Genomic DNA, 12986 nt, shown 5'->3' on the forward strand with positions numbered 1-12986 from the left:
GAGGGGGCCGACAATCCGCACACTCGGCGCCATGAGTCCTGCCGCTTTCGATCACCTGACACCCGAGCAACTGCGCCAACTGGCCGCGCAGTTGAGTCAGCGCGTCGATCACCTGGAAACGCTCAACCAGCGGTTGAACCACGAACTCGCCGTGCTGCGGCGCCACCGCTTCGCCCGCCGCAGCGAGCAGCTCAATGCCGACCAGCTCAATCTGCTGGACGAGATGATCGAGGCCGACATCGCCGCCATCGAGGCAGAGCTTGAAACGGCCCGACCAGAGCCCGCCAAGCGCGAGCCACGGCAGCAGCCCAAGCGAGCGCCGCTGCCGGCCGAACTGCCGCGCACGCTGATACTTCACGAGCCGGACAGCACCCAGTGTGCCTGCGGCTGCCAGCTCAAGCGCATCGGTGAAGACGTCAGCGAGAAGCTCGACTACACCCCGGGCACCTTCACCGTCGAGCGGCATATCCGTGGCAAGTGGGTCTGCGCCCAGTGTGAAACGCTGATCCAGGCCCCAGTGCCTGCGCAGGTGATCGACAAGGGCATCCCGACTGCCGGGCTACTGGCTCAGGTCATGGTGGCCAAGTTCGCCGATCACTTGCCGCTATACCGCCAGGAAAAGATCTTCGCCCGCGCCGGGCTGGCTATCGCGCGTTCCACGCTGGCGCAATGGGTCGGCGCTTGCGGTGTCCAGCTGCAACCCCTGGTCGATGCCCTGCGCGACTGCCTGCTCCAGCAGGACGTCATCCTCGCCGACGAAACCCCGGTGCAGATGCTCGCCCCGGGCACGAAGAAGACCCAGCGGGCTTACGTCTGGGCCTATGCACCCAGCCCCTTCGCCGACCTCAAGGCCGTGGTCTACGACTTCAGGCCGAGCCGGGCTGGCGAGCACGCGCGCAGCTTCCTGGGCGACTGGCAGGGCAAACTGGTCTGCGACGACTTCGTCGGCTACAAGGCCAGCTTCGAGCAAGGCGTGACCGAGATCGGCTGCATGGCCCATGCACGGCGCAAGTTCTTCGACCTGCATGCCGCCAACCAGAGCCAACTGGCCGAGCAGGCCCTCCAGTACATCGGTCAGCTGTACGAGGTGGAGCGCGAAGGGCGAGAGTTGCTCGCCGCACAGCGACGGCAACTGCGCCAGGACAAAGCCAGGCCGATCATCGATGGCCTGCATAGCTGGATGCTTGGGCAGCGGCAGAAGGTGCCGGAAGGCAGCGCGATCGCCAAGGCACTCGACTACAGCCTCAAGCGCTGGGCAGCGTTGGTGCGCTACCTGAATGACGGCAACCTGCCCATCGACAACAACTGGATCGAGAACCAGATCCGCCCCTGGGCCCTGGGGCGTGCCAACTGGCTGTTTGCCGGCTCTCTGCGCAGTGGCCAGCGTGGCGCAGCCTTGATGACGCTGATCCAGTCAGCCCGCCTGAACGGGCACGATCCGTACGCCTACCTGAAGGACGTGCTCACGCGCCTGCCGACGCAGAAGGCCAGCGCCCTGGCCGAGCTGCTGCCGCACAACTGGGTATCCGCCGGCAAGGTGTGATGCCCGTTCGCTTACTGACCTTCAACACCATTTACCTGAGCGGCGACAAGATCAAGACCGCCCGCGGCGACCAGAGCGAGTGGGAACGCGATATCTCCCTGGCCTACGTGATCCCGGACGGCACCTTCAAGGGCCTGGGCTTCACCTGGAAGAACGCCTCCTTCCGCAGCGGCCTGCCGGCCGCCGGTTCGAGCAACAACCAGCGCGACCAGGACGAAAACCGCCTGATCGTCAGCTACACCCTGCCGCTGCTGTAAGCTCCGGCCGGACAGGAAAAAGCCCGCGTCCTCCAGGAGGACGCGGGCTTTTTTCATTCAGGGCGCCACTCGGCGTGCCGGGCCGGCCAGCGCGAACAGCGCCGCGGCTGGCCATCCGCCCTGGGGGATGCCCGTCAGGCCTTGCGCGGCGCTGGTTGCTGCTGGGTGATGCAATGGATGTTGCCGCCGCCGAGGAGGATCTCGCGCCCCGGGACCATCACCACCTCGTGCTCGGGGAACACGCGCTGGAGTATCGCCCTGGCCTCGGCGTCCTTGGGATCGTCGAAGCTTGGCGCGACGATGCCGCCGTTGACGATCAGGAAGTTCACGTAGGAACCGGCCAGGCGAATGGAGGGATCGCGCGGCTGGCTGCCCTCGACGATATCCACGCCGTCGCACTCTTCCTGGGTCGCGTACAGCGGGCCGGGGATCGGCATCTTGTGCACCACCAGCTTGCGTCCCTTGGCGTCGCGGCTTTCTTCCAGCACGCGGAGGGCGGCCTGGCAGCGCAGGTAGTTCGGGTCGTCCTGGTCGTCGGTCCAGGCCAGCAGCACCTCGCCGGGACGCACGTAGCAGCAGAAGTTGTCGACGTGGCCGTCGGTCTCGTCGTTGTAGAGGCCGTTCGGCAGCCAGATGATGCTGTCCACCGCAAGGTAGTCGCGCAGGGTCCGCTCGATCTCCGCCTGGCTCAGGTGCGGGTTGCGGTTGTGGTTGAGCAGGCATTCCTCGGTGGTGATCAGCGTGCCTTCGCCGTCGACGTGGATCGAGCCGCCCTCGAGGACGAAGTCGTCGGTGCGGTAGCGGGCGCGCCGTTCGATCTCGAGGATCTTGCGTGCCACCTGGTCGTCGCGCTGCCAGGGGAAGTACAGGCCGCCTTCGAAGCCGCCCCAGGCGTTGAAGCCCCAGTCGACGCCGCGTACATTGCCCTTGTCGTCGATGACGAAGGTCGGGCCGGTGTCGCGGACCCAGGCATCGTCGCTGCTGATTTCCACGACGCGGATGTTGCCGTCGTCGAGGCGTGCGCGCGCGTTCTCGTACTGCCCGGCGCTGGCGCAGACGGTGACCGGCTCGAAGCGCGCGATGGCCTTGGCCACCGCGGCGAAGGCCGCTTGGGCCGGCTTGCCGCCGTTGCGCCAGTTGTCCGGGCGCTCCGGCCAGACCATCCAGGTCTGCTCGTGGGGTTCCCATTCGGCGGGCATGCGGAAGCCGTCGGCGCGTGGGGTGCTGGTCGGATTGCTCATCGCTGCTCCTGAAATCGTTGCTATGCGCGGCGGACGCCGGCGCGGAATGCGCGGGGCGTCCCCGCGCGGATCGTTTCCCGAGGCCTCAGGACTCCAGCGAGCCGTCCAGGGTCTTCAGCGGACCGTAGAGGTTCGGCCGGCGGTCGCGGAACACGCCCCAGGCGCTGCGGGTGCGCTCCAGCGCATCGAGGTCGAAGGTGTGGACAAGGATACCTTCCTCGGTGCGGTTCAGCTCCTCGACTTTCTCGCCGAACGGGTCGGCGATGAACGAAGAACCATAGAAGGTGATGTCGTAGCCATCCTGCTCCTCGCGGCCGATGCGGTTGGAAGCCACCAGTGGCATCAGGTTGGCCCCGGCATGGCCTTGCTGCACGCGCTGCCAGTGATCGCGCGAGCTGATGCTGGCGTCGTGCGGTTCGCTACCGATGGCGGTCGGGTAGAACAGGAGTTCCGCGCCGAGCAACGCCATGCTGCGCGCCGATTCGGGGAACCACTGGTCCCAGCAGATACCGACGCCGATCCGTGCGTAGCGGGTCTGCCAGACCTTGAAGCCGGTGTCGCCCGGATTGAAGTAGTACTTCTCGTGGTAGCCCGGGCCGTCCGGGATGTGGCTCTTGCGGTAGACCCCGAGGTTGCCGCCATCGGCGTCGATGACCGCGATGCTGTTGAAGCGGGCGCGCCCGGCGCGTTCGAAGAAGCTGATCGGCAATACCACCTGCAACTCCCGGGCGAGGGCCTGGAAGTGGGCGATGGCGGCGTTCTCCTCGACCGTGGTGGCCAGCTGCAGGTAGTCCGGGTTCGGCTTCTGGCAGAAGTAGGGGGTCTCGAACAGTTCCTGGATCAGGATGATCTGCGCACCCCTGGCGGCGGCCTGGCGCACCAGTTTCTCGGCGCGGGCGATGTTCGCCGGACGATCCCAGGAGCAGGCCATCTGGGTGGCGGCGACGGTGACGTTGCGGGTCATGGAACACCTCGTGTGCTGGCTCGGATGGCTGCCGGGCTTGGCGGCGGCCGGTTGTGGGTCGGGCGGGCGGGAACGGGGTGTCGCGCCCGATCGAGTGATGGGCGGATTTATATCCGATAAAAATCGGACTGTGAAGCGGTTTAAGGGAGTGTTATGGATTTTCTATCGATTTAAATCGGATATAAATCCGGTTAATGGTTCGCTACGCTTTTCCAGGATCGGCGGCAGGTAGAGCCCCAGGTAGGCGTCGAACACCCGCATGCCTTCTTCCGCCAGGCGTGCGTCGATGATCCCGTGACGCTGTACCGACAATGCGTAGACGCGATCGCCTAGCTCCATGGCCAGGCTGAAGATCTCGATATCGGTCGGCAGCGGAGGCAGCAGGAAATGCCGCTCGAACAGGGCGCGCATGGCCTGGCCGAGTTGCACGTCATGTTGGCGATCGGCCTGGGTGACTTCGGCCAGGCCGTGGCTGGCGAGAATCAGTTGGCGGGCCGCCGCGTCGCGGGCGTAGACCGCCAGCATGCGCTCCTCGACGATCCGCGACAGGTCGCGCCAGCAGCGCAGGCCTGCATGGTCCACCGGCTGTTCGAGGCACGCGCGGAAGGCGGCGTGGACCTCGCCGGTCAGCCCCTGGAGCAGGGCCGGCACGCTGGGGAAGAAGTGGTAGACCGACGATGGTGGCATTTCCGCGCGTTCGGCCACGCTATAGATGGTCAGGCCGCCGATGCCTTCGTCGGCGAGCAGGCCGCGAGCGGCGTCGAGGATCGCGGCGATCCGGGCCTGGCTGCTGGCGCGGGGCTTGCGGGTGGGCGAGGTGGGCTGCATGTGGCGGGTCTCCGGGCGTGAGCGGCTATTGGACGCCAGCTCACGCGACCGGGGCAAGCCGCTCAGTGGCTGGCGCCGCGGAAGGCCTTCCAGATCTCGTCGACCACCGGCCGGAGTTTTTCCGGCGGCGTTTCCAGGGCGAACAGGCGGCGGCTGGTGTCGCGGTCCGGATACAGGCCGGGTTGCTGGCGCAGGGCGGGATCGAGGAAGCCGGCGGCGTCGGCGTTGCCGCTGGGGTAGAGGGTGGCGGCGGTGATCTGTGCGGCGATCTTCGGTTGCATCAGGTAGTCGATGAAACGGTGCGCCTCGCGTGGATGCTGGGCGCCGGCCGGGATCACCAGGTTGTCGATGAACAGCACCGAGCCTTCCTGCGGTACCTCGAAACTTACCGGCTGGCCCGCCTTGGCCGCGCGCAGGGCGTCGCCGACCCAGGCCATGGCCAGGCAGAGGCGACCGCCTTCGAGGTCGGCGATGTAGCGCTCGCTGTCGACGTAGCGCAGGTTCGGTCGCAGTCCGTGCAGCGCCTCGGCGGCGCGGCGTACCTGGCTCGGAGCGGTACGACCGAGGTTGCGGCCCTGGTAGTTGAGGAGGATCGCCAGGGTTTCGTCCGGCGCGTCCAGCAGGCTGATGCCGCAGCTTTTCAGGCGCTGGCTCTGGCTGGCGTCGAACAGCAGGCTCCAGCTGTTGGGCAGCGGCCCGCCATAGGCGGCTTCGGCCTGCGGGGTATTGATGGCCAGGCCTACGGCACCCCATAGATAGGGGACGGCGTGGCGGTTGTCAGGGTCGACCGCGGCCAGTTTGCTCAGCAATTGACGGTCGAGATGGCTGCGGTTGGGCAGCTGGGTGAAGTCCAGCGGCCGCAGCAGGTTGTCCTTCAGCAGGGCCGGCAGGGTGTCGTGGGAGGGGACGGCGACGTCGATCGCCTCGCCACTGCGCAGCGCCTTGTCCAGTTCCTCGGCGGTGGCGAAGGTGTGGTACTCGACGCGGATGCCGGTGTCCTTCTGGAAGGACTCGAGCACCTGCGGGTCGATGTAGTCGTTCCAGTTGTAGACGCGCAGGGTCTCCTCGGCCTGGGCCAGCCAGGGTGCGAGGGCGAGGAACAGCAGGGCGGAAAGGCGGGGCATGGAATCTTCTCGCTGGACGGAACGGAGCGGACGATGGTGCCGGAGCCAGGCGGCAGAGGCATTGATGCAGGCCAGCATCGAGTCTGGCGGGAGGCGTGGCGGCAGGCTGTGCCGTGGCGCACATTTCCCGGTTCCGAGAAAAGGACCGGGGCGGTTTCCCAGACACAGACGCCCCCGCGTTGAGTGTCTGCGAAACCGCCCCGGATTTCGCTGCGTACGGCGCCGGCCCAGGACCGGCGCGCCGATACCGCTACCTCAGACGGTATGCAGGTACCAGTTGTACTCGAGGTCGGAGATCGAGTGCTCGAACTCCTCCAGCTCGCTTTCCTTGCAGGCGACGAAGATGTCGATGTACTTCGGGTCGATGTACTTCGCCATGATCTCGCTTTCGTCCAGCTCGCGCAGGGCGTCGCGCAGGTTGTTCGGCAGGCTCGGCTCCATCTGCTCGTAGGAGTTGCCTTCGATCGGCGCGCCCGGCTCGACCTTGTTGGTCAGCCCGTGATGAACGCCTGCCAGCACCGCTGCCAGTAGCAGGTAGGGGTTGGCGTCGGCGCCGGCCACGCGGTGTTCCAGGCGTACCGCGTCCGGGCTGCCGGTGGGCACGCGCAGGGCCACGGTGCGGTTGTCCAGGCCCCAGCTCGGCGCGTTCGGCACGTAGAACTGCGAACCGAAGCGGCGGTAGGAGTTGACGTTCGGGCAGAGGAAGGCCATGGAGGCCGGCAGGGTCTCGAGCACACCGCCGATCGCATGGCGCAATGCGGCGTTCTGCTCGGGATCCTCGCTGGTGAAGATGTTGTTGCCGTGCTTGTCGAGCAGCGAGATATGCACGTGCAGTCCGTTCCCGGCCTGGCCCGGATAGGGCTTGGCCATGAAGGTGGTGTCCATCTCGTGGTCGTAGGCGATGTTCTTGACCAGGCGCTTGAGCAGCACCGCGTGGTCGCAGGCCTTGAGGGCGTCGTTGACGTGGTTGAGGTTGACCTCGAACTGCGCCGGTGCGGATTCGGCGACGATGGCGTCGGCCGGGATGCCCTGGGCGCGGGCGCCGTCGATGATGTCCTGGAGGCACTCGACGTATTCGTCGAGGTCGTCGATGGAGTACACCTGCACCGACTGCGGACGCTTGCCGGAGATCGGCGAGCGTGGCGGCTGCGGCCGGCCGTTCACGTTCTCCTGGTCGATCAGGTAGAACTCCAGCTCGAATGCGGCGACGATGGTCAGTTCCATCTCGGTGAACCTGGCCACCACCTGGCGCAGGACTTCGCGGGGGTCGGCGAAGAACGGCTCGCCTTCCAGTTCGTGCATGGTCATCAGCAGTTGCGCGGTCGGGCGCTTCTGCCAGGGTTCCATGGAGAGGGTGCCGGGGATCGGGTAGCAGATCCGGTCGGCGTCGCCGATGTCGAGACCCAGGCCGGTACTCTCTACGGTGGAGCCGGTGATATCGAGGGCGAACAGGGAAGCGGGGAGATTGATACCTTTTTCGAAGACTTTGTTCAGACTGTTGCGTTCGATCCGCTTGCCGCGAACCACGCCATTCATGTCTGCAATAAGGAGGTCGACGAACTGGACCTCGGGATGTTCCTTGAGGAACTCGCTCGGTTCAGTGAGCTGAACGGCACGCTGGGGTACCGACATGATGCAACACCTTTTTTGTTAAAAATTTCAATCATGCGGGGGGTAGGCTATGAGTCAATCCGAAAGCCTGTGGGATGTCAATAGCCGCCAAAAACGCCCTCTTGTGGGGCGTTGAGGCCGTTTTCAGGGCATTTTCGCCGGACGAAAAGCCGAAAAAAACCTCGCGTCGAAGGGTGTTCAGGAGTGCGTGTTCAATTTTTTACAGGCCTATTGTGTAAAAAAATGAACAACGCTAAGCTCGGCCAAACCCCATAACATCTACAAACAACGGGTGTCTCATGTCTCGCCTGCCGTTAATCGGCGTCACCGCCTGCACCAAGCAGATCGGTCTTCATCCCTACCACATTGCCGGCGACAAATATCTGCGTGCCGTCGTCAACGGCGCTGGCGGTCTCCCGCTGATCATTCCTGCGCTGGGCGAGTCGATCGACCAGGCAGCCCTGCTGGACAGCGTCGACGGCTTGCTCTTCACTGGCTCGCCGTCGAACGTCGAGCCCCGTCATTATAGTGGACCGGCGAGCGAGCCCGGCACCCTCCACGACTCCGACCGCGACGCCACCACGCTGCCGCTCGTCCGCGCCGCCATCGACGCCGGCATTCCGGTCCTCGGCATCTGCCGCGGTTTCCAGGAAATGAACGTGGCTTTCGGCGGTAGCCTGCACCAGAAGGTGCACGAGGTCGGAACCTTCATGGACCACCGCGAGCCGGCCGACCAGCCGCTCGAGGTTCAGTACGCGCCGCGCCATGCCATGCATGTGCAGCCGGGCGGAGTGCTCGCCGGCATCGGCTTGCCGAGCGAGTTCCAGGTCAATTCCATCCATGGCCAGGGCGTTGATCGTCTGGCGCCGGGCCTTCGAGTAGAAGCACTGGCGCCTGACGGGTTGGTCGAAGCCATCTCCGTAGAAGGTGCAAAAGCCTTCGCTCTTGGTGTGCAATGGCACCCGGAGTGGCAGGTTCTGACGAACCCCAACTATCTCGCTATCTTCCAGGCTTTCGGTAAGGCCTGCAGCAAGAGGGCGGGGCAACGTTGAGTCCGGCTGTTGGGGCCGGACTCTCAACCCTGAGGTCTTTATGACTACCAAGTTAGACCAGCTGACCAGCTGGCTGAAGGAACGCAAGATCACCGAAGTGGAATGCCTGATTTCCGATCTGACAGGCATCGCCCGCGGCAAGATCTCGCCGACCAACAAATTCATCGCGGAAAAGGGCATGCGCCTGCCGGAGAGCGTTCTGCTGCAGACCGTCACCGGCGACTACGTGGAAGACGACATTTACTACGACCTGCTCGACCCGGCCGACATCGATATGGTCTGCCGCCCGGACGAGAATGCCGTGTTCCTCGTCCCCTGGGCCATCGAGCCCACCGCGATGGTGATCCACGACACCTTCGACAAGCTCGGCAATCCCATCGAGCTGTCGCCGCGCAACATCCTCAAGCGCGTGTTGAAGATGTATGCCGACAAGGGCTGGCGGCCGATCGTGGCGCCAGAGATGGAGTTCTACCTGACCAAGCGCAGCGACGACCCCGACTATCCGTTGCAGGCCCCGGTGGGCCGCTCCGGACGCCAGGAAACCGGGCGTCAGTCGTTCTCCATCGACGCCGCCAACGAGTTCGACCCGCTGTTCGAGGACATGTACGACTGGTGCGAGGCCCAGGGCCTTGACCTGGATACGCTGATCCACGAGGAAGGCACCGCGCAGATGGAGATCAACTTCCGTCATGGCGACGCCCTCGACCTGGCCGACCAGATCCTGGTGTTCAAGCGCACCATGCGCGAGGCCGCGCTCAAGCACAACGTCGCCGCGACCTTCATGGCCAAGCCGATGACCGGCGAGCCGGGCAGCGCGATGCACCTGCACCAGAGCATCGTCGACGTGAAGACCGGCAAGAACATCTTCTCCAATGCCGACGGCACCATGAGCGAGCTGTTCCTGCACCATATCGGCGGCCTGCAGAAGTTCATCCCGGAAGTGCTGCCGCTGTTCGCGCCCAACGTGAACTCGTTCCGCCGCTTCCTGCCCGATACCTCGGCGCCGGTGAACGTCGAGTGGGGCGAAGAGAACCGTACCGTCGGCCTGCGCGTGCCGGACTCCAGCCCGGAGAACCGCCGGGTCGAGAACCGTCTCGCCGGCGCCGACGCCAACCCTTACCTGGCGCTGGCTGCCAGCCTGCTGTGCGGCTACATCGGCATGGTCGAAGGCATCAAGCCGAGCGCCCAGGTCAAAGGTCGCGGCTATGAACGCCGCAACCTGCGCCTGCCGCTGACGATCGAAGCGGCGCTGGAGCGCATGGAGAACTGCAAGCCCCTCGAGCAGTATCTCGGCAGCAAGTTCATCAGCGGCTACGTCGCGGTGAAGCGTGCGGAGCACGAGAATTTCAAGCGGGTAATCAGCTCCTGGGAGCGGGAATTCCTCCTGCTTTCCGTTTGATCCTGACCGGGGGCGGCCGGCGTGGTCCGCCGCTCCCGGACAGTCTTGAATAGAAGAGGTGTGACATGAACAGCCAAATCACCAACGCCAAGACCCGTGAGTGGCAGGCGTTGAGCCGCGACCACCATCTGCCGCCGTTCACCGACTACAAGCAGTTGAACGAGAAGGGCGCGCGGATCATCACCAAGGCCGAAGGCGTCTATATCTGGGACAGCGAGGGCAACAAGATCCTCGATGCGATGGCCGGCCTCTGGTGCGTCAACGTCGGCTACGGCCGCGAGGAGCTGGTCCAGGCCGCCACCCGGCAGATGCGCGAGTTGCCGTTCTACAACCTGTTCTTCCAGACCGCCCACCCGCCGGTGGTCGAGCTGGCCAAGGCGATCGCCGACGTCGCTCCGGAAGGCATGAACCACGTGTTCTTCACCGGCTCCGGCTCCGAGGCCAACGACACCGTGCTGCGTATGGTCCGCCACTATTGGGCGACCAAGGGCCAGCCGCAGAAGAAAGTGGTGATCGGCCGCTGGAACGGCTACCACGGCTCCACCGTCGCCGGCGTCAGCCTGGGCGGCATGAAGGCGTTGCATGAGCAGGGTGATTTCCCCATCCCGGGCATCGTCCACATCGCCCAGCCCTACTGGTACGGCGAGGGCGGCGACATGTCGCCGGACGAATTCGGCGTCTGGGCCGCCGAGCAGCTGGAGAAGAAGATTCTCGAAGTGGGCGAGGAAAACGTCGCCGCCTTCATCGCCGAGCCGATCCAGGGCGCCGGCGGCGTGATCGTCCCGCCGGACACCTACTGGCCGAAGATCCGCGAGATCCTCGCCAAGTACGACATCCTGTTCATCGCCGACGAAGTGATCTGCGGCTTCGGCCGTACCGGCGAGTGGTTCGGCAGCCAGTACTACGGCAACGCCCCGGACCTGATGCCGATCGCCAAGGGCCTCACCTCCGGCTACATCCCCATGGGCGGGGTGGTGGTGCGCGACGAGATCGTCGAAGTGCTCAACCAGGGCGGCGAGTTCTACCACGGCTTCACCTATTCCGGTCACCCGGTGGCGGCCGCCGTGGCCCTGGAGAACATCCGCATCCTGCGCGAAGAGAAGATCATCGAGAAGGTGAAGGCGGAAACGGCACCGTATTTGCAGAAACGCTGGCAGGAGCTGGCCGACCACCCGTTGGTGGGCGAAGCGCGCGGGGTCGGCATGGTCGCCGCCCTGGAGCTGGTCAAGAACAAGAAGACCCGCGAGCGTTTCACCGACAAGGGCGTCGGGATGCTGTGCCGGGAACATTGTTTCCGCAACGGTTTGATCATGCGCGCGGTGGGCGACACTATGATTATCTCGCCGCCGCTGGTGATCGATCCGTCGCAGATCGATGAGTTGATCACCCTGGCGCGCAAGTGCCTCGATCAGACCGCCGCCGCCGTCCTGGCTTGAGTCCCTGAGCGGACTTTTGCCAGACTGCGCCAGTGCGTTGGCCAGGCTCACCGGGTGGTGACGCGATCGGTTGCGCCACCGCCCGGATACTTCAACAAAAATGGAGCTACCCCGCATGATGAAACGTTTCGGTAAGACCCTGCTCGCCCTGACCTTGGCGGGCTCTGTGGCCGGTATGGCGCAGGCTGCGGACAACAAGGTACTGCACGTCTACAACTGGTCCGACTACATCGCGCCGGACACCCTGGAGAAGTTCACCAAGGAAACCGGGATCAAGGTCGTCTACGACGTCTACGACAGCAACGAAGTGCTGGAAGCCAAGTTGCTGGCGGGCAAGTCCGGGTACGACGTGGTGGTGCCGTCCAACTCCTTCCTCGCCAAGCAGATCAAGGCCGGGGTCTACCAGAAGCTCGACAAGTCCAAGCTGCCGAACTGGAAGAACCTGAACAAGGACCTGATGCACACCCTGGAAGTCAGCGACCCGGGCAACGAGCATGCGATTCCCTACATGTGGGGCACCATCGGCATCGGCTACAACCCGGACAAGGTCAAGGCGGCCTTCGGCGACAATGCGCCGGTGGATTCCTGGGACCTGGTATTCAAGCCGGAGAACATCCAGAAGCTGAAGCAGTGCGGCGTCAGCTTCCTCGACTCGCCGACCGAGATTCTCCCGGCGGCCCTGCACTATCTCGGCTACAAGCCGGACACCGACAATCCCAAGGAACTCAAGGCGGCCGAAGAGCTGTTCCTGAAGATCCGTCCCTACGTCACCTACTTCCACTCGTCGAAGTACATTTCCGACCTGGCCAACGGCAACATCTGCGTCGCCATCGGCTACTCCGGCGACATCTACCAGGCCAAGTCCCGCGCCGAAGAGGCGAAGAACAAGGTCACCGTCAAGTACAACATTCCCAAGGAAGGCGCCGGCAGCTTCTTCGACATGGTCGCCATTCCCAAGGACGCCGAGAACACCGAGGGCGCCCTGGCCTTCGTCAACTTCCTGATGAAGCCGGAAATCATGGCCGAGATCACCGACGTGGTTCAGTTCCCCAACGGCAACGCGGCGGCCACCCCGCTGGTGTCCGAGGCGATCCGCAACGACCCGGGCATCTACCCGAGCGAAGAGGTCATGAAGAAGCTGTATACCTTCCCCGACCTGCCGGCCAAGACCCAGCGGGCGATGACCCGCAGCTGGACCAAGATCAAGTCCGGCAAGTGATCCGCGAGGAGCCCGGCGGCGCCTGAAGCCGCCGGCGCTCCGGCACGAGAGAACCGGAACGCGGCCGGGTTTCCTCCGGCCACGCTCCCCTGCGAAGAGGTTCGACTCTTTTGCCCGTTCGTCCAGACGCTTCCTCCTGGGGGCCCGACGACCGGACGCAGTATCGACGACGAAGACGCTGCCATGGGCGCTGCGCCAATCTGCCGCGCCGGGGCCGGTCGTGTCGCTCGCACCGGGGCCGAGGGCCCGGAAAACCTGAAACCAACACGCCGGTAGGGAACCCAGCTCACTCATGTTTCCCGGCGGAATCGT

The 12986-nt window shown here is 64.8% G+C and carries 10 protein-coding genes and 1 pseudogene; 6 read left to right on the forward strand and 5 right to left on the reverse strand.

Translation table 11 applies throughout. The annotated features are described in order from the left end of the window. The first annotated feature begins 31 nt into the window (after positions 1-31). Both tnpC and VQ067_RS01695 read left to right on the forward strand, forming a co-directional pair. Positions 32-1543, forward strand: a complete 1512-nt coding sequence (gene tnpC, locus VQ067_RS01690; protein ID WP_023105887.1) for an IS66 family transposase — start codon at positions 32-34, stop codon at positions 1541-1543. 14 nt (positions 1544-1557) lie between these two features. Then, a pseudogene (locus tag VQ067_RS01695) lies at positions 1558-1800 on the forward strand (OprD family outer membrane porin); the annotation flags it as partial. A 134-nt stretch (positions 1801-1934) separates the two neighbouring features. Here VQ067_RS01695 and aguA read toward each other — a convergent pair. The 5 genes from aguA to VQ067_RS01720 form a co-directional block, all read right to left on the reverse strand. Then, positions 1935-3041, reverse strand: coding sequence for an agmatine deiminase (gene aguA / locus VQ067_RS01700; RefSeq protein WP_033991362.1), 1107 nt, complete (start codon positions 3039-3041; stop codon positions 1935-1937). A gap of 85 nt (positions 3042-3126) precedes the next feature. Next, complete coding sequence (gene aguB, locus VQ067_RS01705) at positions 3127-4005, reverse strand: N-carbamoylputrescine amidase (RefSeq protein WP_003111119.1); 879 nt, start codon at positions 4003-4005, stop codon at positions 3127-3129. A 162-nt stretch (positions 4006-4167) separates the two neighbouring features. Continuing rightward, the gene (locus VQ067_RS01710) at positions 4168-4833 is read right to left on the reverse strand and encodes a TetR/AcrR family transcriptional regulator (protein WP_003137218.1); all 666 of its coding nucleotides are present in this window, start codon (positions 4831-4833) and stop codon (positions 4168-4170) included. 62 nt (positions 4834-4895) lie between these two features. After that, the gene (locus VQ067_RS01715) at positions 4896-5957 is read right to left on the reverse strand and encodes a polyamine ABC transporter substrate-binding protein (protein ID WP_003107781.1); all 1062 of its coding nucleotides are present in this window, start codon (positions 5955-5957) and stop codon (positions 4896-4898) included. A 255-nt stretch (positions 5958-6212) separates the two neighbouring features. Next, positions 6213-7589 carry a glutamine synthetase family protein gene (locus tag VQ067_RS01720; protein ID WP_003112937.1) on the reverse strand — a complete coding sequence of 459 codons (1377 nt, stop codon included), beginning with the start codon at positions 7587-7589 and terminating at the stop codon, positions 6213-6215. Positions 7590-7867: 278 nt separating this feature from the next. Between VQ067_RS01720 and VQ067_RS01725 the strand changes: the two genes are divergently transcribed. From VQ067_RS01725 to spuD, 4 genes are all read left to right on the forward strand, one after another. Beyond that, positions 7868-8620 (forward strand): gamma-glutamyl-gamma-aminobutyrate hydrolase family protein, encoded by a 753-nt coding sequence (locus VQ067_RS01725; protein ID WP_003112938.1) that lies wholly within the window; start codon positions 7868-7870, stop codon positions 8618-8620. A gap of 40 nt (positions 8621-8660) precedes the next feature. Continuing rightward, a complete protein-coding gene (locus VQ067_RS01730; protein WP_003084290.1) occupies positions 8661-10019 on the forward strand; it encodes a glutamine synthetase family protein in 1359 nt (452 codons plus the stop codon). Positions 10020-10084: 65 nt separating this feature from the next. Continuing rightward, positions 10085-11455 carry a putrescine--pyruvate aminotransferase gene (spuC, locus tag VQ067_RS01735; protein WP_003084297.1) on the forward strand — a complete coding sequence of 457 codons (1371 nt, stop codon included), beginning with the start codon at positions 10085-10087 and terminating at the stop codon, positions 11453-11455. A 115-nt stretch (positions 11456-11570) separates the two neighbouring features. Continuing rightward, positions 11571-12674, forward strand: coding sequence for a putrescine-binding protein SpuD (gene spuD, locus VQ067_RS01740; protein ID WP_003084299.1), 1104 nt, complete (start codon positions 11571-11573; stop codon positions 12672-12674). Positions 12675-12986 lie beyond the last annotated feature (312 nt).

The sequence above is a fragment of the Pseudomonas sp. KBN12P06040 genome (assembly GCF_037574965.1).
Taxonomy (GTDB): Bacteria; Pseudomonadota; Gammaproteobacteria; order Pseudomonadales; family Pseudomonadaceae; genus Pseudomonas; species Pseudomonas aeruginosa.

Excerpts from the sequence above, each read along its gene's own strand:
- aguB (WP_003111119.1), bottom strand. The coding sequence starts at position 4,005 with ATGACCCGCAACGTCACCGTCGCCGCCACCCAGATGGCCTGCTCCTGG.
- VQ067_RS01710 (WP_003137218.1), bottom strand. The coding sequence starts at position 4,833 with ATGCAGCCCACCTCGCCCACCCGCAAGCCCCGCGCCAGCAGCCAGGCC.
- spuD (WP_003084299.1), top strand. The coding sequence starts at position 11,571 with ATGATGAAACGTTTCGGTAAGACCCTGCTCGCCCTGACCTTGGCGGGC.
- spuC (WP_003084297.1), top strand. The coding sequence starts at position 10,085 with ATGAACAGCCAAATCACCAACGCCAAGACCCGTGAGTGGCAGGCGTTG.
- aguA (WP_033991362.1), bottom strand. The coding sequence starts at position 3,041 with ATGAGCAATCCGACCAGCACCCCACGCGCCGACGGCTTCCGCATGCCC.
- VQ067_RS01715 (WP_003107781.1), bottom strand. The coding sequence starts at position 5,957 with ATGCCCCGCCTTTCCGCCCTGCTGTTCCTCGCCCTCGCACCCTGGCTG.
- VQ067_RS01720 (WP_003112937.1), bottom strand. The coding sequence starts at position 7,589 with ATGTCGGTACCCCAGCGTGCCGTTCAGCTCACTGAACCGAGCGAGTTC.
- tnpC (WP_023105887.1), top strand. The coding sequence starts at position 32 with ATGAGTCCTGCCGCTTTCGATCACCTGACACCCGAGCAACTGCGCCAA.
- VQ067_RS01730 (WP_003084290.1), top strand. The coding sequence starts at position 8,661 with ATGACTACCAAGTTAGACCAGCTGACCAGCTGGCTGAAGGAACGCAAG.
- VQ067_RS01725 (WP_003112938.1), top strand. The coding sequence starts at position 7,868 with ATGTCTCGCCTGCCGTTAATCGGCGTCACCGCCTGCACCAAGCAGATC.